Annotated in this window: 22 protein-coding genes and 1 tRNA gene; 13 read left to right on the top strand and 10 right to left on the bottom strand. The window is 69.6% G+C overall.

The window, feature by feature from the left end:
* Positions 1–2: 2 nt before the first annotated feature.
* The 3 genes from QZ500_RS03030 to QZ500_RS03020 all read right to left on the bottom strand — a co-directional run bounded on the left by QZ500_RS03030 (position 3) and on the right by QZ500_RS03020 (position 1,317).
* Positions 3–200 (bottom strand): hypothetical protein, encoded by a 198-nt coding sequence (locus tag QZ500_RS03030; protein ID WP_295850619.1) that lies wholly within the window; start codon positions 198–200, stop codon positions 3–5.
* A 25-nt stretch (positions 201–225) separates the two neighbouring features.
* Positions 226–795: a DUF4142 domain-containing protein gene (locus QZ500_RS03025; protein WP_295850618.1), complete on the bottom strand. Its 570-nt coding sequence runs from the start codon at positions 793–795 to the stop codon at positions 226–228.
* Between the two features lie 123 nt (positions 796–918).
* The gene (locus QZ500_RS03020) at positions 919–1,317 is read right to left on the bottom strand and encodes a hypothetical protein (RefSeq protein WP_295850616.1); all 399 of its coding nucleotides are present in this window, start codon (positions 1,315–1,317) and stop codon (positions 919–921) included.
* A 133-nt stretch (positions 1,318–1,450) separates the two neighbouring features.
* Here QZ500_RS03020 and QZ500_RS03015 point away from each other — a divergent pair, with 133 nt between their 5' ends.
* The 8 genes from QZ500_RS03015 (at position 1,451) to QZ500_RS02980 (ending at position 10,627) form a co-directional block, all read left to right on the top strand.
* Entirely contained in the window at positions 1,451–2,989 is a 1,539-nt protein-coding gene (locus tag QZ500_RS03015) for a sigma 54-interacting transcriptional regulator (RefSeq protein WP_295850613.1), read from the top strand.
* Positions 2,990–3,124: 135 nt separating this feature from the next.
* Positions 3,125–4,312, top strand: a complete 1,188-nt coding sequence (locus QZ500_RS03010; RefSeq protein ID WP_295850611.1) for a substrate-binding domain-containing protein — start codon at positions 3,125–3,127, stop codon at positions 4,310–4,312.
* Positions 4,313–4,437: 125 nt separating this feature from the next.
* Positions 4,438–5,982, top strand: coding sequence for a PHB depolymerase family esterase (locus QZ500_RS03005; RefSeq protein WP_295850610.1), 1,545 nt, complete (start codon positions 4,438–4,440; stop codon positions 5,980–5,982).
* Between the two features lie 45 nt (positions 5,983–6,027).
* Positions 6,028–6,792 carry an ABC transporter ATP-binding protein gene (locus QZ500_RS03000; protein ID WP_295850674.1) on the top strand — a complete coding sequence of 255 codons (765 nt, stop codon included), beginning with the start codon at positions 6,028–6,030 and terminating at the stop codon, positions 6,790–6,792.
* The gene (locus tag QZ500_RS02995; protein ID WP_295850608.1) at positions 6,789–7,568 is read left to right on the top strand and encodes an ABC transporter ATP-binding protein; all 780 of its coding nucleotides are present in this window, start codon (positions 6,789–6,791) and stop codon (positions 7,566–7,568) included. The genes QZ500_RS03000 and QZ500_RS02995 overlap by 4 nt, the downstream gene beginning before the upstream one ends.
* A gap of 79 nt (positions 7,569–7,647) precedes the next feature.
* Positions 7,648–8,634 (top strand): branched-chain amino acid ABC transporter permease, encoded by a 987-nt coding sequence (locus QZ500_RS02990; protein WP_295850607.1) that lies wholly within the window; start codon positions 7,648–7,650, stop codon positions 8,632–8,634.
* A 20-nt stretch (positions 8,635–8,654) separates the two neighbouring features.
* Positions 8,655–9,719: a branched-chain amino acid ABC transporter permease gene (locus QZ500_RS02985; protein ID WP_295850605.1), complete on the top strand. Its 1,065-nt coding sequence runs from the start codon at positions 8,655–8,657 to the stop codon at positions 9,717–9,719.
* Positions 9,716–10,627 carry an alpha/beta hydrolase gene (locus tag QZ500_RS02980; RefSeq protein WP_295850603.1) on the top strand — a complete coding sequence of 304 codons (912 nt, stop codon included), beginning with the start codon at positions 9,716–9,718 and terminating at the stop codon, positions 10,625–10,627. The genes QZ500_RS02985 and QZ500_RS02980 overlap by 4 nt, the downstream gene beginning before the upstream one ends.
* A gap of 54 nt (positions 10,628–10,681) precedes the next feature.
* Here QZ500_RS02980 and QZ500_RS02975 read toward each other — a convergent pair whose 3' ends face one another.
* Together QZ500_RS02975 and hemH are read right to left on the bottom strand one after the other, a co-directional pair.
* Positions 10,682–11,668 (bottom strand): tripartite tricarboxylate transporter substrate binding protein, encoded by a 987-nt coding sequence (locus QZ500_RS02975; protein WP_295850600.1) that lies wholly within the window; start codon positions 11,666–11,668, stop codon positions 10,682–10,684.
* A gap of 236 nt (positions 11,669–11,904) precedes the next feature.
* On the bottom strand, positions 11,905–13,008 hold the full coding sequence (hemH, locus tag QZ500_RS02970) for a ferrochelatase (RefSeq protein ID WP_295850597.1): 1,104 nt from the start codon (positions 13,006–13,008) through the stop codon (positions 11,905–11,907).
* A gap of 19 nt (positions 13,009–13,027) precedes the next feature.
* Between hemH and QZ500_RS02965 the strand changes: the two genes are divergently transcribed.
* Positions 13,028–13,738 (top strand): HAD-IA family hydrolase, encoded by a 711-nt coding sequence (locus QZ500_RS02965; protein WP_295850594.1) that lies wholly within the window; start codon positions 13,028–13,030, stop codon positions 13,736–13,738.
* 55 nt (positions 13,739–13,793) lie between these two features.
* Here the strand turns inward: QZ500_RS02965 and hpnE are convergent, their stop codons facing one another.
* From hpnE to hpnC, 3 genes are all read right to left on the bottom strand, one after another.
* Positions 13,794–15,047 carry a hydroxysqualene dehydroxylase HpnE gene (gene hpnE, locus QZ500_RS02960; protein ID WP_295850592.1) on the bottom strand — a complete coding sequence of 418 codons (1,254 nt, stop codon included), beginning with the start codon at positions 15,045–15,047 and terminating at the stop codon, positions 13,794–13,796.
* A gap of 22 nt (positions 15,048–15,069) precedes the next feature.
* Complete coding sequence (gene hpnD, locus QZ500_RS02955; protein ID WP_295850589.1) at positions 15,070–15,909, bottom strand: presqualene diphosphate synthase HpnD; 840 nt, start codon at positions 15,907–15,909, stop codon at positions 15,070–15,072.
* Between the two features lie 76 nt (positions 15,910–15,985).
* On the bottom strand, positions 15,986–16,831 hold the full coding sequence (gene hpnC, locus QZ500_RS02950) for a squalene synthase HpnC (protein ID WP_295850587.1): 846 nt from the start codon (positions 16,829–16,831) through the stop codon (positions 15,986–15,988).
* Between the two features lie 192 nt (positions 16,832–17,023).
* On the opposite strand from hpnC, the gene QZ500_RS02945 reads away from it, so the two are divergent.
* The 4 genes from QZ500_RS02945 (at position 17,024) to QZ500_RS02930 (ending at position 22,746) form a co-directional block, all read left to right on the top strand.
* Positions 17,024–18,211: an efflux RND transporter periplasmic adaptor subunit gene (locus tag QZ500_RS02945; protein WP_295850584.1), complete on the top strand. Its 1,188-nt coding sequence runs from the start codon at positions 17,024–17,026 to the stop codon at positions 18,209–18,211.
* Positions 18,208–21,390, top strand: a complete 3,183-nt coding sequence (locus tag QZ500_RS02940; RefSeq protein ID WP_295850582.1) for an efflux RND transporter permease subunit — start codon at positions 18,208–18,210, stop codon at positions 21,388–21,390. Before QZ500_RS02945 ends, QZ500_RS02940 begins: the two co-directional genes overlap by 4 nt.
* Positions 21,391–21,462: 72 nt before the next feature.
* A tRNA-Leu gene (locus QZ500_RS02935) sits at positions 21,463–21,549 on the top strand.
* Positions 21,550–21,639: 90 nt separating this feature from the next.
* Positions 21,640–22,746 carry a tyrosine-type recombinase/integrase gene (locus tag QZ500_RS02930; protein WP_295850576.1) on the top strand — a complete coding sequence of 369 codons (1,107 nt, stop codon included), beginning with the start codon at positions 21,640–21,642 and terminating at the stop codon, positions 22,744–22,746.
* Between the two features lie 156 nt (positions 22,747–22,902).
* On the opposite strand, the gene QZ500_RS02925 is transcribed toward QZ500_RS02930, so the two are convergent.
* Both QZ500_RS02925 and QZ500_RS02920 read right to left on the bottom strand, forming a co-directional pair.
* The gene (locus QZ500_RS02925) at positions 22,903–23,706 is read right to left on the bottom strand and encodes a hypothetical protein (RefSeq protein ID WP_295850573.1); all 804 of its coding nucleotides are present in this window, start codon (positions 23,704–23,706) and stop codon (positions 22,903–22,905) included.
* A 37-nt stretch (positions 23,707–23,743) separates the two neighbouring features.
* Positions 23,744–24,616 (bottom strand): DNA adenine methylase (locus tag QZ500_RS02920; RefSeq protein WP_366762464.1); only part of this gene is annotated, 873 nt, incomplete at its 5' end.

Here is a 24,616-nt window from a genome sequence, read left to right as displayed (position 1 = left end):
CGTCAGCGGCTGCCCGTCGCCGTACCGGCGGCCGGCGTGGACATGCCTGCGGCGTTGTCCGGCACTCGCGGGTCGCCGCGGCTGAACGTCGCGACGTTGTAGACGAGCACGGCGGCCACGACGGCGATCACGCCGCCGATGCCCCAGCGGAACGCGCGGCGATTGTCGCGATCGTCCTTCTTCGGTTGTTGTCGGTCCATGGGGGCTCCTGTCGTGGCGGCCGTGTCAGGCCTTCGGCTTCATCTGCTGGGCGTGCTCGTAGTGCGACTTCAGCGTCGGCAGCGTCTTGGCGGCCCAGGCCTTGAGGTCCGGCGAATGGCCGTTCCTGGTCTGCCGCTCGAACAGAGCGATGTCTTCCTTGTGTTCGCGCAGGCCGACCTGCTCGCGATAGGCCTTGTCGAAATCTGCGCCGCTCAGGCCCGACAGCTTCTTGACGACCGCCTGCTTCTCCGCTGGAATTTCGGTCGCGACCGGCACGCCCTTGGATGCGGCGAACTTCTTCAGTTCCTCGTTCGCGGCGGTGTGGTCCTTGACCATCTGCTGCGCAAACGATTTCAGCGCCGGGTCCTGTGCGCGTTCGACCGCGATCTTGGAAATCTCGACCTCGTACAGGCCGGCGCCCGAAGCCTTGGTGACGAACGTCCGGTCCACCGGGCTCAGTTCGTTGCCGCTCACCGTACCGGTCGCGGCGGGGGCCACCGCCGGCGTGTCGGACTTCTGGACGGCGTCCGGTGCTGCGAACGCGGGAGTTGCGAAAGCGGCGGCAAGGGCGAGGCTTGACAAAGCGAATTTCATAGGTTCTCCGGATGTTGTGTGGAAACCTTCAGACTGCGTGCCGCCTACGACGCAGGCTGTGCGAATCGGCCCATACGACTGTGGGACCTGTCCGATGAAGCGCTCGCGCTGCAAGCGCAATGTTTACCGCGTGAACCCGCCGCGCAGCGTGCTGTCCGACGGCACCAGGATCGTCGCGCGGCCGTCGCTGGAGGTGGCGGTTTCCGGCAAGGCAGTGGAAGGGGGCAATGCATTCGGAGCGGCTCCCGCCGGCTGGAGGATCGTCGCGCGGCCGTCCGCCGACTCGCTGGTGTACGTGCCCGAAGATGCGGCAGCACCCATCCGGTCGAGGGCATAGCCGGCTGCGCGAATGCAGGCGTTGTACTGCGGCCGGGGCTGGCTCGGGTCGCAGGCGGCGATCTGGCGTTCGTACTGCCACTGGGCCTGCGCCGGGGTCTGCGCGGCGGCTGACAGTGCCGAGACGACAACGCAGCACGCGGCTGCGATGCGGCAGGGCAGAAGGTAAGGGGCAAATCGACGCATGGCGGGCTCCGGTCGTCAGCTATGACGCCACGGTACGCCGCGTGGACCGGCCCGCCGCAACCAGACGTTAGCCCTGCCTGTCCCTGCGGATCGGCTGCGGGGGTCGCCGCAGGGCCGCCGCTACCATCGCCCAATGCCTGCCGCGTCCGCATCGCCCACTGCTCCCTCCGCGCCGCCCGCTCTCCCGCTGGATGCCGAGGGCATCCTCGCGCTGGCGGCCCGGTCGATGTTCCACCTGTTCTCCAGCATCAGCCAGGGCATGTTCCTGGTGGACCGGAGCGGCCGCATCGTCTGGGTCAACGAAGGCTACCGGCGCTTCCTGCCAGCGCTCGGCTTCTCGTCGATCGACCAGTTCCTGGGGCACATGGTCGACGAGGTCATCCCCAACACCCAGATGCGCCGGGTGCTGGAGACCGGCGAGGCGATCCTGGTCGATCTGCTCACCAACCGCGCCGGCACCTTCGTCGTGAGCCGGCTGCCGCTGCGGGACGGCGACGGCGGCGCGGTGATCGGCGCGATCGGCATCGTGCTGTTCGACCACCCCGAAACCACGCTGCAGCCGCTGATCAGCAAGTTCGCCCTGCTGCAGCGCGACCTCGACGATGCCCGGCGCGAGCTCGCGATGCAGCGGCGCCAGGCAGCGGCGGTGCAGTCGTCGCACGGCCCGCGTCGCGCCAAGCACACCTTCGCGAGCTTCATCGGCACCAGCGCGGCGGCGGTGGAGATCAAGCGGCAGGCCCGGCGCGCGGCGCAGTCGTCCAGCCCGGTGCTGCTGCTCGGCGAGACCGGCACTGGCAAGGAACTGCTGGCGCATGCGATCCATGCCACCTCGGCCCGAGCGGCGGGGCCGTTCGTCACGGTCAATATCGCGGCGGTTCCGGACACGCTGCTGGAAGCCGAGTTCTTCGGCGTAGCGCCCGGCGCCTACACCGGCGCCGACCGCAAGGCGCGCGACGGCAAGTTCCGGCTGGCCGACGGCGGCACGCTGTTCCTCGACGAGATCGGCGACATGCCGCTGGCGTTGCAAGCCAAGCTGCTGCGGGCGCTGCAGGAAGGCGAGATCGAGCCGCTCGGCTCCAACCAACTGCAACCGTTCGATGCACGGGTGATCGCCGCGACCTCGCGCGACCTGCAGGCGCTGATGCGCGACGGCCGCTTTCGGGAAGACCTCTATTACCGCCTGGCAGTGCTGCCGCTGCGGGTGCCGCCGCTGCGCGAACGCACCGGCGACATCCCGGCACTGGTCGAAGCCCTGGGCGAGGACATGGCGCTGCGCAGCGGCGACGGCCCGCCCGACCTGATGCCCGACGCGCTCGCGCTGCTGGCCGCGCAGCACTGGCGCGGCAACATCCGCGAACTGCGCAATGTGCTGGAGCAGGCCGCGATGCGCAGCGAAGGCCAGCGCATCGACGCCGCGGCGCTGCGGCCGCTGCTGGCCGAAGCAGGCGTGGAGCCGCTCGCGGCAGCGCCGGCCTCGACTGGCCCGGCGCCCGGCGACGAAGACCTGTGCCGTGCGCTGCCGGAGCAGATCGCCGCCCTGGAGCGCCGTGCGATCGCGGCCGCGATGCGGGCGACCGGCGGCAACAAGCTGGCGGCGGCCCGGATGCTGAAGATCTCGCGCGCCACGCTGTACGAACGTCTGGAAAACCCTGACGGCACTTCAGGCAGTTGATCGCATTTCAGACAGTACCAATGTCTGAAATTTGAACAGTCTGGCACTGCATACGGCCGCGCCGCGGGGAAGGTACCTTGGCGCCACGCTGGCACGGTCTGTGCAATCTCCAGGCATCACACCAAGGAGACCCGCATGCACCGCCGCCATCTGATCGCCCTCGCCGCCACGCTCGCCGCCGCTGCCGCAGCGCCCGCCTTCGCGCAAGGCAAGGACATCAAGATCGCCCACATCTACAGCAAGACCGGGCCGCTGGAGGCCTACGGCAAGCAGACGCAGACCGGCCTGATGATGGGCCTGGACTACGCCACCGGCGGCACGATGACGGTCAACGGCCGCAAGATCGTCGTGATCGAGAAGGACGACCAGGGCAAGCCCGACCTGGGCAAGTCGCTGCTGGCGGCCGCCTATTCGGACGACAAGGCGGACCTCGCGGTCGGACCTACCTCGTCGGGCGTGGCGCTGGCGATGCTGCCGGTGGCCGAGGAATACAAGAAGATCCTGCTGGTCGAGCCGGCCGTGGCCGACTCGATCACCGGCGACAAGTGGAACAAATACATCTTCCGCACCGGCCGCAATTCCAGCCAGGACGCGATCTCCAACGCGGTCGCGATCGACAAGCCGGGTGTCACCGTCGCCACGCTCGGCCAGGACAACGCCTTCGGCCGCGACGGCGTGAAGGCGTTCAAGGAGGCGCTCAAGTCCGCCAAGCTGGCGCACGAGGAATACCTGCCCGCCGCGACGACCGACTTCACCGCGGGAGCTCAGCGGCTGATCGACAAGCTGAAGGACCAGCCTGGCCGCAAGATCATCTGGATCGTCTGGGCCGGCGCCGGCAACCCGTTCAAGATCGCCGACATGGACCTGAAGCGCTACGGCATCGAGATCGCCACCGGCGGCAACATCCTGCCCGCGATGGCCGCCTACAAGAACCTGCCGGGCATGGAAGGCGCAACCTACTACTACTTCGGCATCCCGAAGAACCCGGTCAACGAGGCGCTGGTGTCGGCGCACTACAAGCAGTTCAAGGCACCGCCAGACTTCTTCACCGCCGGCGGCTTCTCGTCGGCGATGGCGATCGTCACCGCGCTGAAGAAGACCGGCGGCGACACCGGCACCAACAAGCTGATCGCCGCGATGGAAGGCATGAGCTTCGAGACGCCGAAGGGCACCATGACCTTCCGCAAGGAAGACCACCAGGCGATGCAGAGCATGTACCACTTCAAGATCAAGAACGACCCGGCCTTCGCCTGGGGCGTGCCGGAGCTGGTGCGCGAGATCAAGCCGTCGGAGATGAACATCCCGATCCGCAACCAGCGCTGATCGGTTCCCGGCCGGCACCGTCGTTCGACTATCCGGCCACGCCACTGCAGGTTCCGAACCCCCGGGCACACGGGGGGCGGGGAGGGCTTTCGCCTCGTCACGCCATCCACCAGGAGACATACGCCATGCATTTCCGTTCACGTCCTTCGCGCCCGCCGGTCGGGTCCCTGCGCTCGTTTCCGCCCGGTGCGGCGCTCTGCGCCGTGCGCGGGCCGGTCGCCCGTGCCGCGACGCTCGGCCTGCTGACGCTGGCGGCGGCCTGCACCCGGGCGGCCGTTCCGTTGCCGCAGCTCGGGCTCGATGCGACGCAGACCACCGTCTCGGGCCTGTCGGCCGGCGGCTTCATGGCGGTGCAGCTGCACGTCGCGTATTCGGCGACCTTCAAGACCGGCGCCGGCGTCGTGGCGGGCGGGCCTTTCTACTGCGCGGAAGGCTCGATCGTGAACGCGACCGGCCGCTGCATGGCGAGCCCGTCGGGCATCCCGACCGCGAGCCTGGTCAGCACCACCAACAGCTGGGCGAACCAGGGGCTGATCGACCCGACGTCGAACCTCACCGCATCGAAGGTCTACCTGTTCTCCGGCTCGCTCGACAGCGTGGTCAAGCCCGGCGTGATGGATGCGCTGAAGACCTACTACCAGAGCTACGTGCCGAACGCCAACGTGGTCTACAAGAAGGACCTGGCGGCCGAGCACGCGATGGTGACCGACGACTACGGCAGCGCCTGCTCGACCAAGGGCGCGCCCTACATCAACGACTGCAATTTCGACCTGGCCGGCGCGATCCTGCAGCAGCTCTACGGCACGCTGAACGCCCGCAACAACGGCACGCTCGGCGGCAGCTTCGTCGAATACGACCAAGGCGCCTTCATCAGCGGCCACGGCATGGCGTCGACCGGCTGGGCCTATGTGCCCCAGGCCTGCGCTGCCGGCAGCGGCACAGCAGCGAGTTGCCGGCTGCATGTGGTGATGCACGGCTGCAAGCAGAACACCTCGGACGTCGGCCAGCAGTACGTGCGCAACACCGGCTACAACCGCTGGGCCGACACCAACCGCATCGTGCTGCTGTATCCGCAGACCAGCACCGCCGCCACCAACAGCTGCTGGGACTGGTGGGGCTACGACAGCGCCAACTACGCGAAGAAGTCCGGCCCGCAGATGGTCGCGGTCAAGGCGATGGTGGACCGCGTGGTCGGCAGCGGCGGCGGCACCACCCCGCCGCCGGCCAGCCTGCCGGCACCCGCCGGTGTGACCACGAGCGGCGCGACCGCCAACAGCATGCAGATCCAGTGGAGCGCGGTGAGCGGCGCGGCCGGCTACAACGTCTACCGCGGCGGCACCAAGGCGAACGCGACGCCGGTCGGCGGCACTGCGTTCACCGACACCGGCCTCGCGCCCTCGACGAACTACAGCTGGACCGTCCGCGCCACCAACAGTTCGGGCGGGGAGGGCGCCGCCTCGTCGCCGGCCAGCGGCACCACCACGGCCGACACCGCGGTCGCCTGCTTCACCGCCAGCAACTACGACCACACGATGGCGGCGCGCGCCTATGCGCTCTACGGCGCGACCTACGCCTATGGCTCCAACCAGTACATGGGGCTGTGGAACATCTACACGACCACGACGCTGAAGCGCACCGCGCCCGGCACCTACGTGATCGGCACCTGCTGACCGCAGCGCGCGTCACCGGACCCCAGGGAACACAAGAACATGGCCTTGCTGGAAACCCGTAACCTGACCATCCGCTTTGGCGGGCACGTGGCCGTCAACCGCGTGAGCTGCCGCTTCGCGCCCGGCACGCTGACCGCGATCGTCGGCCCCAACGGCGCCGGCAAGACCACCTACTTCAACCTCGTGTCGGGCCAGCTGCCCGCGACCGAGGGCGAGGTCTGGCTCGACGGGCAGGACCTGTCGCGGCTGCCGGTCTCGGCCCGCACCCGGGCCGGGCTGGGCCGGGCCTTCCAGCTGACCAACCTGTTCCCGCACCTGACGGTGCTGGAGAACGTGCGCCTCGCGGTGCAGGCGGCGCAGCCCGGGCCGCACCGGCGCGGGCTGAACCTGTGGAGCATCTGGAGCGACCACCGCGGTCTGACCGCGCGGGCCGAGGCGATCCTCGCCGACGTGGCGATGCTGCCGAAGGCCGGCGCCGCGGTGGCCAGCCTGCCGCACGGCGACCAGCGCAAGCTGGAAGTCGCGCTGCTGATGGCGCTGGAGGCCAAGGTCTTCCTGTTCGACGAACCGACGGCCGGCATGAACGCCGCCGAGGCGCCGGTGATCCTCGACCTGATCCGGCGGCTGAAGCAGGACAAGACCAAGACGATCCTGCTGGTGGAGCACAAGATGGACGTGGTGCGGGAACTGGCGGACCGGATCATCGTGCTGCACAACGGGACCCTGGTAGCCGACGGCGCGCCCGCGGAGGTGATCGCGTCGCCGGTGGTGCAGGAAGCCTATCTGGGCGTGAGCAAGGAGGCCGCATGAACACCATCCCCACCAGGCCCGCCGGCCCCGCCGGCGCCGCCGGCGCCGCCGGCGGCGCGCCGCTGCTGACCCTCGACGGCGTCCACACCCACATCGGCGCGTACCACATCCTGCACGGCGTGGACCTCGTCGTGCCCCGCGCCCAGGTCACCATGCTGCTCGGCCGCAACGGCGCCGGCAAGACCACCACGCTACGGACCATCATGGGCCTGTGGCATGCCTCGCAGGGCACGGTCCATTTCGCAGGCGACGACATCACCCGCCTCGCCACGCCGCAGATCGCCGGCCGGGGCATCGCCTACGTGCCGGAGAACATGGGCATCTTCGCCGACCTGACGGTCAAGGAAAACATGGTCCTCGCCGCCCGCGGCGCCCGCAATGCGCAGCAGATCGACGGCGCGCGGCTGCAGTGGATCTTCTCGCTCTTCCCAGCGGTGGAGAAGTTCTGGAACCACCCGGCCGGCAAGTTGTCGGGCGGGCAGAAGCAGATGCTCGCCGTCTCCCGCGCGATCGTCGAGCCGCGCGAACTGCTGATCGTCGACGAGCCGAGCAAGGGCCTGGCGCCCTCGATCATCAACAACATGATCGACGCCTTCGCCCAGCTGAAGGCGCAGGGCGTGACGATCCTGCTGGTCGAGCAGAACCTCAGCTTCGCCCAGCGGCTCGGCGACAGCGTGGCGGTGATGGACGACGGCCGGGTGGTGCATGCCGGCGCGATGCAGGCGCTGGCCGAGGACGAGGCACTGCAGCGCACGCTGCTGGGGCTGGCGCTATGAACCGCGTTTCGTGCCGAAAAGTGCCTATTGCGCCCGTCCCGCCTGCGCCACCAGCTATCGACAAAGGAGCGATCCGTCCATGAAATCCCCCGACATCGACTGGAAGCCGCTGGCGCTGGTGCCGGTGCTCGCGCTGGTCGCGCTGCCGCTGGTCGGCTCGCCCGCCACCTGGCTCACACTGACCGTCGCCGGCCTCGCGATGGGCATGATCGTCTTCATCATCGCCTCGGGCCTGACGCTGGTCTTCGGGCTGATGGACGTGCTGAATTTCGGCCACGGCGTGTTCATCGCGCTCGGCGCCTTCGTCGCGACCAGCGTGCTCGGCGGCATGGCCGACTGGACCGGCTCCGACCAGCTGTGGCGCAACCTGCTGGCGGTGCTGCCGGCGATGGTGGTCGCGATGCTGGTGGCCGGCGCGGTCGGGCTGGCGTTCGAGCGATTCATCGTCCGGCCGGTGTACGGCCAGCACCTGAAGCAGATCCTGATCACCATGGGCGGGATGATCATCGGCGAGGAGCTGATCAAGGTCATCTGGGGCCCGCAGCAGATCCCGCTGCCGCTGCCGCAGGCGATGCGCGGCGCGGTGCTGATCGGCGACGCGGCGGTCGAGAAGTACCGGCTGATCGCGGTGGTCGTCGGCCTGGCGGTATTCGCGCTGCTGGCCTGGACGCTCGGCCGTACCAAGGTCGGCCTGCTGATCCGCGCCGGCGTGCAGGACCGCGAGATGGTCGAGTCGCTCGGCTACCGCATCCGGCGGCTGTTCGTCGGCGTGTTCGTCGCGGGCAGCGCGCTGGCCGGCCTGGGCGGCGTGATGTGGGGCCTGTACCAGCAGAACGTGGTGCCGCAGATGGGCGCGCAGGTCAACGTGCTGATCTTCATCGTCATCATCATCGGCGGCTTGGGCTCCACCGGCGGGGCGCTGATCGGCGCACTGCTGGTCGGCCTGATGGCCAACTACACCGGCTTCCTGGCGCCGAAGGTGGCGCTGTTCTCCAATATCGCGCTGATGGCGGCGGTGCTGCTCTGGCGGCCGCAGGGCGTGTATCCCGTGGCCGCGTCGCGCTGATCCCCGGAGGCACCCATATCATGCTGAACCGACTCCTTTCGGGCGACCTGCCGCGCAGCCGCGTGCTGGCGGTGCTGCTGGTCGCGATCTTCCTCGGGCTGGCGCTGGCGCCGTTCGTGTTCGCGGGCGTCAAGGCGCTCAACGTGGCGGCCAAGATCCTGGTGTTCGTGGTGCTGGTGGTGGGTTTCGACCTGCTGCTCGGCTACACCGGCATCGTGAGCTTCGCGCACACGATGTTCTTCGGCATCGGCGCCTATGGCATCGCGATCGCCAGCACCCGGCTGGGGGCCACCTGGGGGGCGCTGGCCGTCGGGCTGGCGGCGGCGCTGGTGGTGTCGCTGCTGCTCGCGCTGGCGATCGGGCTCTTTTCGCTGCGGGTGCGGGCCATCTTCTTCGCGATGATCACGCTCGCGGTGGCCGCGGCCTTCCAGACGCTGGCTTCGCAGCTGTCGGACTTCACCGGCGGCGAGGACGGGCTGACCTTCAAGGTGCCGGCCATCCTGTCGCCGGCCTTCGAGTTCGCGGAGGAGCCCTTCCTCGGCGTGTCGCTCGACGGCCGGCTGCTCTGCTACTACCTGCTGTTCGTGCTGGCAGTGGCGCTGGTGCTGGCGCTGCTGCGCATCGTCAATTCGCCCTTCGGCCGGGTGCTGCAGGCGATCCGCGAAAACGAGTTCCGCGCCGAGGCGATCGGCTACCGGGTGGTGGTCTACCGCACCACCGCGAGCGTGCTGTCGGCGCTGTTCGCCTGCGTCGCCGGTGCGATGCTGGCGCTCTGGCTGCGCTACAACGGACCGGACACCTCGCTGTCGTTTGAGATCATGCTGGACGTGCTGCTGATCGTCGTGATCGGCGGCATGGGCACGGTGTACGGCGCGGCCATCGGCTCGGTGCTGTTCGTGGTGGCGCAGAGCTACCTGCAGGACCTGCTGCGGCTCGGCAGCGAGGCGACGGCCGGCGTGCCGGCGCTCGCGGCGCTGCTGTCGCCCGACCGCTGGCTGCTGTGGCTGGGGCTGCTGTTCGTGCTGTCGGTGTACTACTTCCCGACCGGCGTCGTCGGCCGGCTGCGCGAGAGGGCCGCGCGATGAGTGCCGCCGCCATTCCGCGCTCGCGCTACGTCCGCTGCGCCGGCCGCGAGATCCATGTCACCGAATGGGGCGAGCCGGATGCGCCGGTCGTCGTCGCCTGGCACGGGCTGGCCCGCACCGGCCGCGACATGGACCCGCTCGCGCGGTACCTGGCCGACCGCTGGCGCGTCGTCTGTCCCGACATGCTGGGCCGCGGCCTGAGCCAGTGGAGCCCGGCACCGTCGGAGGAGTACTGCCTGCGCTTCTATGCGCGGATCGCGGCCGATCTGTTCGACGCGCTGGACATCGCCCAGGCGCACTGGATCGGCACATCGATGGGCGGCGCGATCGGCACCGTCGCCGCGGCGGGCCTGGTCGAGCCGGCGCTGGCCGGCCGCATCCGCAGCCTGCTGCTCAACGACAACGCGCCCGAACTGGCCACGCCGGCGCTGGAGCGGATCAAGACATACGCCGGCCGGCCGCCGGCCTTCGATACGGTGAGCGAACTGGAGGCGTTCTTCCGCGAGGTGTACCGGCCCTACGGCTGGCTCGGCGACGCCCAGTGGCGCCACCTGACCGAGACCAGCACCCGCCGCCTGCCCGATGGCCGGGTGACGCCGCACTACGATCCGGAGATGGTGCGGCAGTTCACCGACCATGCCGACGACTACCGGCTGTGGGACCACTACGACCGCCTGCGCATTCCGGTGCTGTGCCTGCGCGGTGCCGCCTCGGACCTGGTGCTGCCGGAGACGATCCAGGCGATGCGCGGGCGCGGACCGGGCACGGCCGGGCTGCTGAAGGTGGTCGAGGTGCCCGGTTGCGGACATGCGCCGGCGCTCAATGTGCCGGATCAGTACGCGCTGGTGGACGCTTTTCTGGCGCGGGTCGAGCAAGGTGCTGCTCGGCCTGCAAACGCAAACGGCTAAGCCGGGCAGGATTGAGTCTCGAACGGCCCGGGGGGGCCGCTCTGGGCAGCGCGTTCAGTCGACCCGCGCGCCCGAATCCCGGACGATCGTCGCCCAGCGGCCGAGTTCGGTCTTCACCGATGCGCCGAACTGGGCCGAACCCAGCCGCCACGGTTCCGCGCCCTGCTGGGCGAGCCGGTCCTGCACGTCCTTGGCGGCCAGCGCCTTCTCGACCGCGCCATGCAGCTTGGCGACCACCTCGGGCGGCGTGCCGGCCGGCGCGAACATGCCGTACCAGGGCGTGAAGCCGAAGCCGGGCAGCGTCTCGCCGATGGTGGGCGCGTCCGGCAGCGCGGGCACCCGCTTCGGGTTCACCACGCCGAGCACCTTCAGCTTGCCGCCCTGGATGAAGCCGATCGACGACGGCAGGCTCTGCACCGAGATCGGTACCTGGCCGCTCACCACGTCGGTCGCGGCCGCAGCCGACGACTTGTAGGGCACGTGCTGGATATCGATGCCTGCCTGCTTGCGCAGCACCTCGGCGATCAGGTGGTTGAGGGTGCCGTTGCCGGCGGACGCATAGGAGATGCTGCCCGGCTTGGCCTTCGCCAGTGCGATCAGCTCGCGCACCGAATTCGCCGGGAACGACGGGTTGGCCACCAGCACGTAGCCCGCGGTCGCCACGGCGGCCACCGGCTCGAAGTCCTTGATCGGGTCGAAGCCCGGCGACTTGTACAGGGCCGGTGCGACGACCTGGGCGCTGTCGCTGGTCAGCATCAGCGTGTAGCCGTCGGGCTTGGCCTTGGCCGCGTAGGCGGTGCCGATGTTACCGCCGGCCCCGACGCGGTTGTCCACGACGAAGCTCTGGCCGAGCAATTCCGACACCCGCTGCAGCACGATGCGCGCGATCGCGTCGTTGGCGCCGCCCGCGCCCTGCGGCACGACGACGGTGACCGGGCGGCTGGGATAGGCCGTGTCGGCGGTGGCGAGGCCGGCGAAGGAGCAGGCGCTGGCGGCAACGGCGGCCAGCAGCGAGCGGCGGCAGGGAAGGTGGATGTGCATGGCGGGTTGTCTCCTGGGTCGGGCCGTGCCGGCGGGTGCGACAGGCCGGCGCGCATCATCCACGCGTCGGCGGTGGCTGCCAAGCACCGTTCGGCGACTGCACCATCGCGGTTGGCGATGGCGACGCATGCCCTGGCAGGACGGACCCTGTCCGTGCACGCCACCGGTACCTGGCTCCGTCCTGTGCCTGCCCGTGTACTGCGTCCCCGGCGCCCCCGGGCGGTCCTGGAGCGTCGTCAGGCCGGCGCGCCCATCGCCCGTGCGCGCTCCTTCGATGCCTCGCCCTCGCGTGGGTCCGGCCGGCGTGTCGGCCAGCCGGCGAGGTGGTGCTGTGCGATTGCCGAGAGGGCAGCGATCCACGGGCTGCTGTCGTTGAGCGCCGGGATGTAGTGGAAGGTCTCGCCGCCGGCCTCGGTGAAGGCGTGGCGCACTTCCATGTTGATCTCCTCGAGCGTCTCCAGGCAGTCGCTGGTGAAGCCGGGGCAGAGCACGTCGATGCGCCTGGTGCCGGCCTTCGCCAGCCCGACCACCGTCGGCTCGGTGTAGGGCTCCAGCCATTTCGCGCGGCCGAAGCGCGACTGGAAGGTCACGGTCACCTCGTGCGGATGCAGGCCGAGCTCCGCCGCCAGCAGCCGTGCAGTCTTGTGGCATTCGCAGTGGTACGGGTCGCCCAGCGCGAGCGTGCGGGCCGGCACGCCGTGGAAGCTTAGCACCAGCTGCTCGCCGCGGCCCTCGGTGCGCCAGTGCGCCTCGACCCGTGCGGCGAGCGCCGCGATGTAGCCGGGATGGTCGTGGTAGCGGACGACGAAGCGGAATTCCGGCATATGGCGTTGCCGGGCGCTCCAGGCATTGACCGCATCGACCACGCTCGCGGTGGTGGTGCCCGAATACTGCGGATAGGCCGGCAGCACCAGGATGCGGGTCGCGCCTTCGGCCTTCAGCGCGTCGAGCTGCGACGCGATGGACGGGTTGCCGTAGCGCATCGCGCCGCGCACCAGCACGTCGTGGCCCGCCTCGCCGAGCCAGCCGCGCAGCATCGCCGCCTGCTTCTGCGTCCAGACCTGCAGCGGCGAGCCCTCGTCGGTCCAGACGGTACGGTATTTCGCGGCCGACTTGGCGGGCCGGGTGCGCAGGATGATTCCGTGCAGGATCGGCTTCCAGGCGATGGCGGGGATCTCGACCACCCGCGGGTCGGACAGGAATTCGGCGAGGTAGCGGCGCACTGCCGCGGGCGTGGGTTCGTCGGGCGTGCCGAGGTTGCAGAACAGGATGGCCGTGCGCTGCGGCGTGCCGTGCACGTAGGCCGGCTCGGGGGCGAATCGGGAGGGAGACAGGGGCATGCGCTATTCTCCCCGACCCATGTCCACGCCCCCACCTCTGGATGTTTCGCGCATCCGCGCGATCAGCCTCGACCTCGACGACACGCTGTGGCCGGTCTGGCCGGCCATCGAGCGGGCCGAGCAGGTGCTGCACCGCTGGCTGACCGACAACGCGCCGGCCACCGCGCGCCTGTTCGCCGACGCGCCGGCGCTGCGGGCCATCCGCATGCAGGTCGGCGCCGACCTGCCGCACCTGGCGCAGGACATGAGCGCGCTGCGCCGCGAGTCGATCCGGCGGGCGCTGGTGCAGGCGGGCGACGACCCGGCGCTCGCCGATCCGGCCTTCGACCTGTTCTTCGCCGAGCGCCAGCGGGTCGATTTCTATGCCGACGCGCTGGAGGCCCTGGAGCGGCTGGCGGCGCGCTGGCCGCTGGTGGCGCTGTCGAACGGCAATGCCGACGTGCACGTGGTCGGCATCGGCCACCTGTTCCGCGCCAAGGTGAGCGCCCGCGGCTGCGGCGTCGCCAAGCCCGACCGGCGCATCTTCGCCGCCGCAGCGGACGCGGTCGGCGTGCCGATGGAGGCGGTGCTGCACGTCGGCGACGATGTGGCCGCCGACGTGGTCGGCGCGCTCGATGCCGGCATGCAGGCGGCCTGGGTCAATCGGGCGGGGCTGGTCTGGGAGCATCCCTGCCGGCCGCAGGCCGAGGTGACGGAACTGGGCGCGCTCTGCGGGCTGCTCGGCCTGTAGTTTCGACGGAAATCGGGTGTTTGCGCCCGTCCTACCTGCGCAGGTAGCTATCGAATCAGGAGCAAATGGCAGCCGCTGCCTGCCGGCCGCTGCGGACCGCGCCTTCCAGCGTTGCAGGGTAGGGGCCGTCTAGGTAGTCGCCGCAGGCGAGCAGGCCCGGCGCGATGTGCAGTCCGGGCCGCGCCAGCCCGGGCGTGCAGGCGAAGGTGGCGCGTTTTTCCACGATGGTCTGCACCACGCGGATCTCTGTCCCGAGGGCGTCGGCCGCCTGCCGGACCACGCCGGCTTCGATGTCGGCGCGGGGCAGGCGACTGGCGCTGACCACGAAGGCGAGCAGCCCGGCCGGCCCGCCGAGGCGGCCCCGGTCGAAGACGAACTGCGCCGGCGCCTGGGTGGCGTCGGTGCTGCGCAGCGCGAGCATCGGCTCCGCCAGCCCGCGGAGGGCGGTGGCGTAGACCGTCGCGATGGCTTCGAAGCGCAGCGCGTCGGCCCGGTCGGCCCAGGCGGCCGCGGCCGGATCGCCGGTGGCGCGCGCGAGCCGTGCGGCCTCGCCCGGCGGGCACGCCAGCACCACGCGGGCGAAGGCCACGCCGTCCACCTGCCAGCCGGCGCCGTCGGCGACGACCGTCTGCACGCGGTGGCCTGTAAGCACCGCCGCCCTCCGCGCGGCCAGCCAGCGCTGCGCAGGTTCCGGCAGCAGGGCGCCCAGGTCGGCGCGCGGCAGCAGCAGGTCGCCGCCGCGCGGCGCGGCGAAAAGGGCGTCGTGCAGCACCCGCAGGAACACCGCGCCGCTCGCCTCGTCCGCCGGCGTGTTGAGCGCCGAGACGCACAGCGGATCGATCAGATCTTCCATCGGCCGGCGGGCGATGCCGGCGCACAGGTCGGCGACGGTGGCCTCCGGCGCGCAGCGGAAGCCCGCCCACCGCCAGCGCAGGGCCGCACGCAGCAGCGACCAGCGGTCGGCCCACGACCAGCCGCGCGCCGTCGCGATGCCGGCCAGCAGGTCGAGCGGCGCCGGCCAGCGGGGCAAGGCGATGCCGCCGCCATCGGGAAACCGCAGCGTGAGCGGCAGGCGCAGCAGCAGCGCGTCCGGGTCGGCGCCGACGGTGCGCATCAGCGCGAGCGTGTCGGTGTAGGCCCCGATCAGGATGTGCTGGCCGTTGTCGAGCGGCGGGGTGCCGTTCACCGTGCGGGCCCGGCCGCCCGCGGTCCGGCCGGCCTCGAACACCGTGACCGCATGGCCGGCCGAGACCGCCGCGACCGCGCAGGCGAGTCCGGCCCAGCCGGCGCCGACGACGGCGACCTTCATGCGGCTCGGACGCGGCGGCGCATCAGACCCACCCGAGCGCCTGGACCTTCCACGCCAGCCAGAATTTGCGCAGCGGCGTCAGGCTGACCCGCTGGTGCAGCACCTGGAAGTCGTCGCGGGCGATCTCGCGCAGCAGGGTGCGGTAGATGCTCGCCATCATCAGCCCCGGCTTCTGGCTGTGCCGGTCGGCGGGCGGCAGCAGGGCCAGCGCCTCGGCATACAGCCGCTCGGCCCGCTCGGTCTGGAAGCGCATCAGCGCGACGAACCGGTCGGAATGCACCCGCTTCAGGATTTCGTGCGCCTTCACATCGAACTGCTGCAGCTCGTTGACCGGCAGGTAGATGCGGCCGCGCAGCGCGTCCTCGCCGACGTCGCGCACGATGTTGGTCAGCTGGAAGGCGAGGCCCAGCTTGTGGGCGTAGTCGGTGGTGCGCGGGTCGGTCTGGCCGAAGATGCGCGCCGCCACCTCGCCGACCACGCCGGCCACCAGGTAGCAGTAGCGCTCCAGCGCGGGAAAATCGAGATAGCGGGTCTGCTCCAGATCCATCTGGCAGCCCTGGACCACCGCCTGCAGCTGGCGCGCCTCGATGCCGTAGGCGGCGGTGTGCGGCATCAGCGCCTTCATCACCGGATGGCTGGGCTTGCCGGCGAAGGCCTGCGCCACCTCGCCCTGCCACCAGGCCAGCTTGGTGGCGGCCACGCTCGGATCGACCATGTCGTCCACCACGTCGTCGACTTCCCGGCAGAAGGCGTAGAAGGCGGTGATCGCCGCACGGCGTTCGCGCGGCAAGAACAGGAAGGCGTAATAGAAACTGCTGCCCGAGGCGGCGGCTTTCTGCTGGACGTAGTCTTCGGGATTCATGGCGCGTTCGGAAGTCGGGCGATTGTCCCACCCCGACCCATCCGGGCTCGTCGGGTCCGGATGCCTCGCCGGCGCCTCACATGCGCAATGCACGCCACAGCATCGTCGGCAGGTCGGCCGCGCCGACGGTGGGCCGGTGCTCCAGGCTGCGGTGGCCGCCCGCGGCGATGCGGTCGAGGATGCGCAGCCCGCCCTGCACGACCAGCCGCAGTTCCCAGCCGGCCCGGCCCGGCACGTCGTGCACGATATCGGAACCTGTTTGCATAGTGGCGCGCGTCCAGGCTGTGCAATCAGCTATCAATTCGATAGTGGCGGGCGTGGAAAGCAGGGCGGCGAGTTCCGCCCGGCCGACCCCGTGCGCGGCGCAGTCGGCGTCGGTCAGGTAGTGACGGCCGCGGGGAATGTCCACCGACAGGTCCTGCCAGAAGTTGGCGAGCTGCAGCGCGGTGCAGACCGCATCGCTGCGCGCCTGCGCCGCCGGGTCTGCGATGCCGTAGAGATGCAGCAGCAGCCGCCCGACCGGGTCGGCGGACCGGCGGCAGTAGTCGACCAGTTCGGCGCGGTCCGCATAGGTGCGGCGGTCGCGGGTGAAGATCACGTCCTGCACGAAGGCGTCGAGCAGCGCACGCAACAGCGGCAGCGGCAGCCGCCAGTCGGCGATCGTCCGCGCCAGCGGGCCGAAGACCGGCGCCCAGCGCGGCGAGATCGGGGCGCCGGTCGCGGCGGCGTCCAGATCGGCGCGGTAGGCGGCGAGGTCGTCGAGCCGGACGGCGGTCGGCGCGTCGCCTTCGTCGGCGATGTCGTCGGCGGTGCGGGCGAAGTGGTACAGCGCTGCGATGGGCGGCCGCAGCCGTGGCGGGCAGAGCCAGGAGGCGACGGGGAAATTCTCGTAATGGTCGGGGGCGGCGGTCACGCCCGGCATTGTCGGCGAGGGGCTGGCGTCGCGTCGGGCAATGCGGGGCGCTGGCGAGCCGCGACCGGGTGCGGCCGCATTGACAGTCCGCCAGGCCGTCGCCTAAATTACTAACCCGTCAGTCATTAAACGGGAAACGCCGCCATGGCCCCTCTGTTCTGGTCATGCCGGTCGCTCCGGTCTTTTACCGCCCGCTGGTCGGTGCCGTCCGCGTCTTTGCTGCTGGCCTTGTCGCTCGTCGGCTGTTCGCGGCCGGCCCCGCCGCCCGAGCCGGTCCGCGCGGTCAAGCTGGTGACGGCAGTGCCTGCCGGTGCCGGCGAGGCGCCCGTATTCGCCGGCGACGTGCGGGCGCGGGTGGAGTCGCGGCTCGGCTTCCGGGTCGGCGGCAAGATCCTGAAGCGGCATGCTGAGGTCGGCCAGCGGGTCGCGGCCGGCCAGGTACTGGCGCAGCTCGATCCGCAGGACCTGTGGCTGGCCACCGATGCGGCGCGGGCGCAGGTCGCGTCGGCCCGCACCTCGCGCGACCTGGCGGCGGCGGATTTCCAGCGCTACGCCGCCCTCAAGGCCCAGAACTTCATCAGCGCCGCCGAACTGGAGCGGCGCGAGGCGCAGGTCCGCTCCGCTCAGGCGGCGCTGGACCAGGCGCAGGCCCAGCTGGCCGCGCAGGGCAACCAGGCGGCCTATGCGAGCCTGGTGGCCGACGCCCCCGGCATCGTCACCGCCATCGAGGCCGAGGCCGGCCAGGTCGTTGCGGCCGGCACGCCAGTGGTGCGGGTGGCTGTCGACGGCGTGCGCGATGCCGTCTTCGCGGTGCCCGAGGACCAGGTCCGCCGCTTCACGGCCGGCCAGCCGGTCGCGGTGCGTACGTGGAGCACTGAGGCCGCGCTGCAGGGCCGGGTACGCGAGGTCGGCGCAGCGGCCGATCCCGCGACCCGCACCTTCACCGTGAAAGTCGCGCTCGAGGGCGCGGCGCCGCCGCTCGGCGCCACCGTGTCGGTGCAGCCACAGGCGGTCGGCACGGCGCCGGCCGCCGGGGTGCGCCTGCCGACCAGCGCCCTCCGGCGCGACGGCGACACGACCACCGTCTGGCTGCTCGACGAGCCGACGATGACCGTCCGCGCCCAGCCGGTCGCCGTCGGCGGCATCGACGGCAGCGACGTGGTCGTGACCCACGGCGTGCAGCCCGGCCAGCGGGTGGTCGCGGCCGGCGTGCATGTGCTGGCGCCGGGGCAGAAAGTGTCGATCTACGAAGGAAAGTACCCATTTGCGCAGGACCTGCCTGCGCAGAGTGCTACGAAAAGCGTAGCAGATGGTTTGGCGTCCGCAGCGACGGCTCCCGCATCGGCCGCCGCGCCGGCCCCCCGCGACCGGCCGGTGATCGCGCCATGACCACCCCCGTCCACCACGACCGCGAGCCTGGCCCCGGCTTCAACCTCTCCCGCTGGGCGCTGGAACATGCGGCGCTCACCCGCTACCTGCTCGTCGCCCTGATGGTGCTCGGCTTCGCCGCGTACTTCCAGCTCGGCCAGGACGAGGACCCGCCCTTCACCTTCCGCGCGATGGTGGTCCGCACCTACTGGCCCGGCGCCACCGCCCAGCAGGTGGCCGAGCAGGTCACGAGCAAGCTGGAGCGCACGCTGCAGGAGGTGCCGTACGCCGACAAGATCCGCAGCTATTCCAAGCCGGGCGAGTCGCAGATCATCTTCCAGATCAAGGACAACTCCCGCGCCGCGGAGGTGCCCAACGTCTGGTACACGGTGCGCAAGAAGCTCGGCGACATCCGCGCCACGCTGCCGCAGGGCGTGCAGGGGCCGTTCTTCAACGACGAGTTCGGCGATGTCTTCGGCGTCATCTACGCGATGGAGACCGACGGCTTCGGCCCGGCCGAGCAGCGGGTGCTGGCCGACGACGTGCGCCAGGGCCTGCTGCGGGTCAAGGATGTGGCCAAGGTCGAACTCTTCGGCGTGCAGGACGAGAAGATTTATGTCGAGATCCCGCGCCAGCGGCTCGCGCAGCTCGGCATCAGCCTGTCGAGCGTGGTGGACCAGCTCGGCCAGCAGAACGCGGTCGAGAGCGCCGGCGCGATCCAGTCCGCCCACGACGTGGTCCAGCTGCGGGTGGAGGGCGCTTTCGAGGCGGTCGCTCAGCTGCAGGCGATGCCGGTGCGCGGCCCGGCCGGTGCCGCGCAGCTGCGGCTCGGCGACATCGCGACGATCCGCCGCGGTACGCTCGACCCGCCGAGCGTCAAGGTCCTGCACCAGGGCCGCGACGTGATCGCGCTCGGCGTGTCGATGGCCAAGGGCGGCGACATCGTCGCGCTCGGCGAGGCGCTGCAGAAGCATGTCGCGCAGCTCGGCGCCACGCTGCCGGCCGGCGCCCGGCTGGTGCAGGTGCAGAACCAACCGGCCGCGGTGACCGCGTCGGTCGACGAATTCCTGCGGGTGCTGGCTGAGGCGGTGATCATCGTGCTGGCGGTCAGCTTCGTGAGCCTGGGCCTGCACCGCCGGCCGGGGGCGCGCCGCTGGTGGCAAGGCTGGACGATCGACGTGCGGCCCGGGCTGGTGGTCGGCATCACGATCCCGCTGGTGCTGGCGGTGACATTCCTCGCGATGGACTACTGGGGCATCGGGGTCCACAAGATCTCGCTCGGCTCGCTGATCATCGCGCTCGGCCTGCTGGTGGACGACGCGATCATCGCGGTCGAGATGATGGTGCGGAAGATGGAGGAGGGCTACGACAAGGCCCGCGCCGCCACCTTTGCCTACGAAATCACCGCGATGCCGATGCTGACCGGCACGCTGATCACCGCGGCCGGCTTCCTGCCGATCGGCATCGCCCGGTCGGTGACCGGCGAATACACCTTCGCGATCTTCGCGGTCACCGTCATCGCGCTGCTGGCCAGCTGGGTCGCCTCGGTCTATTTCGTGCCCTACCTCGGCACCTGGCTGCTGCGCCCGCCGCCGCACGCCGGCGCTGCCGGCCAGCCGCACGAAGTGTTCGACAGCCGCTTCTACAACGCCTTCCGGCGGGCAGTGCACTGGTGCGTCGCACACCGCTGGATCACCATCGGCGCGACCGTCGCGGTGTTCGGCCTCGGCATCCTCGGCATGGGCCGGGTGCAGCAGCAGTTCTTCCCCGATTCCAGCCGGCCCGAGATCATCGTGGACCTGTGGTCCGCCGAAGGCACGCCGTTCGCCGCCAACGAGCAGGTGGCGCGCCGGGTCGAGGCCCGGCTGCGGCAGGAGGCCGGGGTGGTCTCCGTCAGCACGTGGATCGGCACCGGCACGCCGCGCTTCTACCTGCCGCTCGACCAGGTGTTCCCGCAGAGCAACGTGTCGCAGCTGATCGTCATGCCCGACGACCTGCCGACCCGCGAGGCGCTGCGGCTGCGGCTGCCGGCGCTGCTCGCACAGGAATTTCCCGAAGTGCGCGGCCGGGTCAAGCTGCTGCCGAGCGGCCCGCCGGTGCCGTATCCGGTGCAGTTCCGCGTCGTCGGCACCGACCCGGCGGCGCTGCGCGCACGGGCCGACGAGGTCGCGGCGCTGATGCGGCAGAACCCGCACACACTGGGCGTGAACGACAACTGGAACGAGTCGGTCAAGGCGATGCGGCTGGAGGTCGACCAGGACAAGGCCCGCGCGCTGGGCGTGAGCAGCCAGTCCATCGCCCAGGCGACGCGGCTGCTGTTCAGCGGCACGACGGTCGGCCAGTACCGCGAGGGCGACCGGCTGATCGAGATCGTGCTGCGCCAGCCGCTGGCCGAGCGCGACACCATCTCCGACCTGGACAATGCCTATGTCGCCACCGCGTCCGGCAAGGCGATCCCGCTGCTGCAGGTCGCCAAGCCGGTTTTCACCTGGGAGCCGGGCGTGATGTGGCGCGAGAACCGCGACTACGCGATCACCGTCCAGGCCGACATCGCCGAAGGCCTGCAGGGCGCCACCGTCACCGACGAGTTGCTACCCGCGCTGCGGGAGCTGGAGGCGCGCTGGCACGCCGAGGGCCGCACCGCCTACCGCATCGAGGTCGCCGGCGCGGTGGAGGAGAGCAGCAAGGGCTCGGCCTCGATCGCCGCGGGCGTGCCGATCATGTTGTTCCTCGTCTTCACGCTGTTGATGCTGCAGCTGCAGAGCTTCAGCCGGGCGCTGCTGGTGTTCCTCACCGGGCCGCTCGGCATCGCAGGCGTGGCGGCGGCGTTGCTGTTGCTCGGCCGACCATTCGGCTTCGTCGCGCTGCTGGGCGTGATCGCGCTGATGGGCATGATCCAGCGCAATTCGGTGATCCTGATCGACCAGATCGAGCAGGACCGCGCCGCCGGCGTGCCGGCCTGGGACGCGATCGTCGAGTCGGCGGTGCGCCGGCTGCGGCCGATCGTGCTGACCGCAGCCGCAGCGGTACTGGCCATGATCCCGCTGTCGCGCAGCGTGTTCTGGGGGCCGATGGCGGTGGCGATCATGGGCGGCCTGGTGGTGGCGACGGTGCTGACACTGCTGGCGCTGCCGGCGATGTACGCGGCCTGGTTCCGCGTCCGGCGGCCGGAGGCGGAAAAGGCGCCCGCGGCAGGCTAAACTCGCGGGTTGCCGATTTCGCGCAGTGCCGGTCGACCTCGTGTCGCAGCACTGCGTTTGCAGACAAGGCCCGCGCGGGTGGCGAAATTGGTAGACGCACCAGGTTTAGGTCCTGACGCCAGCAATGGTGTGGGGGTTCGAGTCCCCCCCCGCGCACCACGGACGAAAATTGCTCGAAATCATCGAGTCTTACCTAGTCCTTCAAAAGCTCTGTTCTCCAGCGAGATCAGGGCTTTTTTCTTGGGCGGCATGCTGACCGGCTACGACCGCAAATCATCGAGTCTTACACTGCCATCCCGCGTGATTCCCGCGCGGAATCCCGCGCGGCGGGCGGAGAGGGTGATGGCGTACCTGAGGAAAGTCAAAAACGGGTGGCGAGCCGAGGTCGAGCGGGCGGGCGTGCGCACGTCCGCGACGCGCGAGACGAAGGCCGCGGCACTGGCGTGGGCTACCGCGGAAGAGGCAGCACTGGCTGCCGGCGTCCGGGCTCAGTACCCTGCAAAGACCCTCTCCGACGCCTTCCGCCGCTACGAAAAAGAGATATCGAAGCATAAGCGCGGCGCCCGCGCAGAGATGCTCCGTTTCGCGGCATTCGAGCGAATGTTCCCCGACTTGGCCGGCAAGGTGTTGCACACCATCACCACTGCCGACCTGGGGGTGTGGCGGGATGCTCGACGCGCGGAGGTATCGGATTCGTCGGTAGTGCGGGAAGCCGCCCAGCTGCGCAACGTCTGGAGCGTGGCCGCCCAGGAGTGGAAGTGGACCGGTGAGCCGACGCCGTGGAAGGCCCTAAAGCTGCCCCGCAAGGCTCACGCCCGTACGCGGCGCACCGCATGGGCGGAGCTGCGGCTGGTGCTGCGTCACCTGGGCTATCGCCCTGGTGTGCCGCCGGCAACGCCGCAACAGGAGGTCGCCTGGGCTTACCTGGTCGCGAATCACACCGCGATGCGTGCCGGCGAGGTGATGGGCTTGGCCCGGTCGACCGTGGATCTGCAGCGGCGTGTCGCAACGCTCGGCGTGCATAAAACGGTGGAGGTGGTGGGCGTGCGGCACGTTCCACTCTTTCGGAAGGCCGCCCGTGTCCTGCGTGTGCTGGACGATGCCGCTGCGGCGGCAAGGCGCGATCGCTACTTCACGATCAGCAGCGCCAGCCTCGACGTGCTATTCCGGAAGATTCGCGACAGGTTGCTGCTGGAGAACCTGCACTTCCATGACTCGCGAGCCGACGCTCTGACACGCATGGCGCGTAAGGTCGACGTGATGACACTGGCGAAAATCAGCGGGCACAAGGATCTGCGCCAGCTGCTGGATGCGTATTACCGCGAGACGCCCGAGGAGATCGCTGCCCGCCTTTGACGTATCGGGCGACGTCGTCAGCGGACCACTTTTTTAGGCGCTGGCTAAGATTGATCACTGGAGCTGGAAAGTCGGCACGTTTGACGATGCGATTGGTGACGTGCGCACGACATACCCCCAATAGCTGAGCGATGTCAGCTGTGTCGATTAGTCGAGTCACAGTTTTTCCCCTAATGACTTCCCTGGTGTGGTGGCGAAAGTTGTTGGTGGATGCCATCCAAAGACTGATTTTCGGGCATGGGTTATTGGCATAATGCGGTTGTCTCCAAAAACCCCACCAACATTCACATGCAAATAACTCTGCGAATCCTGGGATGGATTTGGCTCTTTACTCTCACGGTGGCTGTACTCGCAATAGCTTGGCCAAGCGTTAATGCGTGGGCAGACGACAATCAACATTTGGCGGGGTGGGCTCAAGGTATCTTCGGCGCAGTTGCAATCTTCGTTTCTGCATCGGTCGTTGGATGGCAAATACGTGAGGAAGCGCGGCGGCACCGTCTTGCGGAGCAAAGCGCAGCAAATGCTCGCGTCGAAGCAGCGCTGAACACCGGACAGGCCTTGTTGTCCACGCTTCAAATAATTCTGGTTTATGCCTGCCAGAACCGTTTGCGCGATAAGTTTCCCCAAATGGACGCGGACCTCCAGGCGCGAGATAGCGTTCTTGCCGGAATTGACGCAAATGGCATGGGTGTAGATGAACTCGAAGCGCTTCTCTCGTTGCGCGCTGCTGCGACCTATATGCGGAAAGAGGTTCCAGATCGATCTGCCAATCCGTCTGAGGCGGAAGTTGAGGTCCAGCGTGCAGTCGCCAAAGTAATCGATCCAGTGTCCAATGCGGTCGCCACTTTGAACAAAGCCTTGCTCAACAGGAAATCGCAGAATTAGTCCATCTGAAGGTGTTGACAACATCACCAGAAAGACCTTTCGTAAATTTGGACTGCGTTCGCGGAGGTCGTTCATACCAACGCCTCGAGGCAGAGGATATAGTCGTCCCGCTTCATGCGGCCTCCGCGAACAGGCCGCCGCGCGCACGCTTCAGCGCGGCCGAGCATGCGGGGTTTATCCATGCCGCTTCGATGCGCGGACGTGCGCCGTCGGCGAAGGTATGCCGGTCGAAGCGCTCCCAGTGCCCGAACAGCTCGTCATAAAGCGGGCAAGCGTAGCCTGACACCACGACCATGCCGCGTAGGCCGGCAGCCGTTGCAGCGAAGGTGCGATGAGCTGCGTCGTCCATTTCGTGGCGATAGGCTTTGCCGCTGGCCCGTCCTGCCTCCTGCGTTCCGCGCACCTTGCCGGACCAGGTGCTATGGACGTAGGGCGGGTCGAAGTAGTGCAGCGTGTTGGCGCCGTCGTGGTGGGCTGCAACCGCCATCGCATCACGGTTCTCGATCACCACGCCGCGCAGCCGCTCGACCAGTGCGGGAAGAGCGGCGGCATGAGTGGCCCAGTCGTGCGCCGGCGTCGTGCCCGAGCGATTCGAGTTCGCGCGGAAGCCGCTGCGCTCGCCGGTGGCGGCGGCGGAACCGAAGCCCATGAAGGACCGCGCGACCGTGCGCCGCGCCTGCTCCAGCGGGTCGTCGCTGCGCGAGTAAGCGAGGTCGAACTCAGTGCGGGCGAACGGCGTCAGCTCCAGCAGTCGCTGCAGGTCCGGGCCTTGGTCGCGCAGCACGCGGAAAAGGTTGACGATTTCGCCATCGAGGTCGTTGTAGACCTCCCCGTAGGCGCGGGTCTTGCGCAACAGCACCGAGGCGCCGCCGCCGAAGGGTTCGACGTAGATGCGGTGCGGCGGAAACAGCAACATCAGCCAGGGTGCCAGCTTCCACTTGCCGCCGTGGTATCGCAGTGCGGGCCGGGTAACTCCATTCATCGC

It is taken from the genome of uncultured Xylophilus sp., assembly GCA_913776965.1.
Lineage (GTDB): Bacteria > Pseudomonadota > Gammaproteobacteria > Burkholderiales > Burkholderiaceae_C > Xylophilus.
The sequence above is the reverse complement of the archived record's forward strand: the minus strand, read 5'-3'. Positions and strand labels throughout refer to the sequence as shown.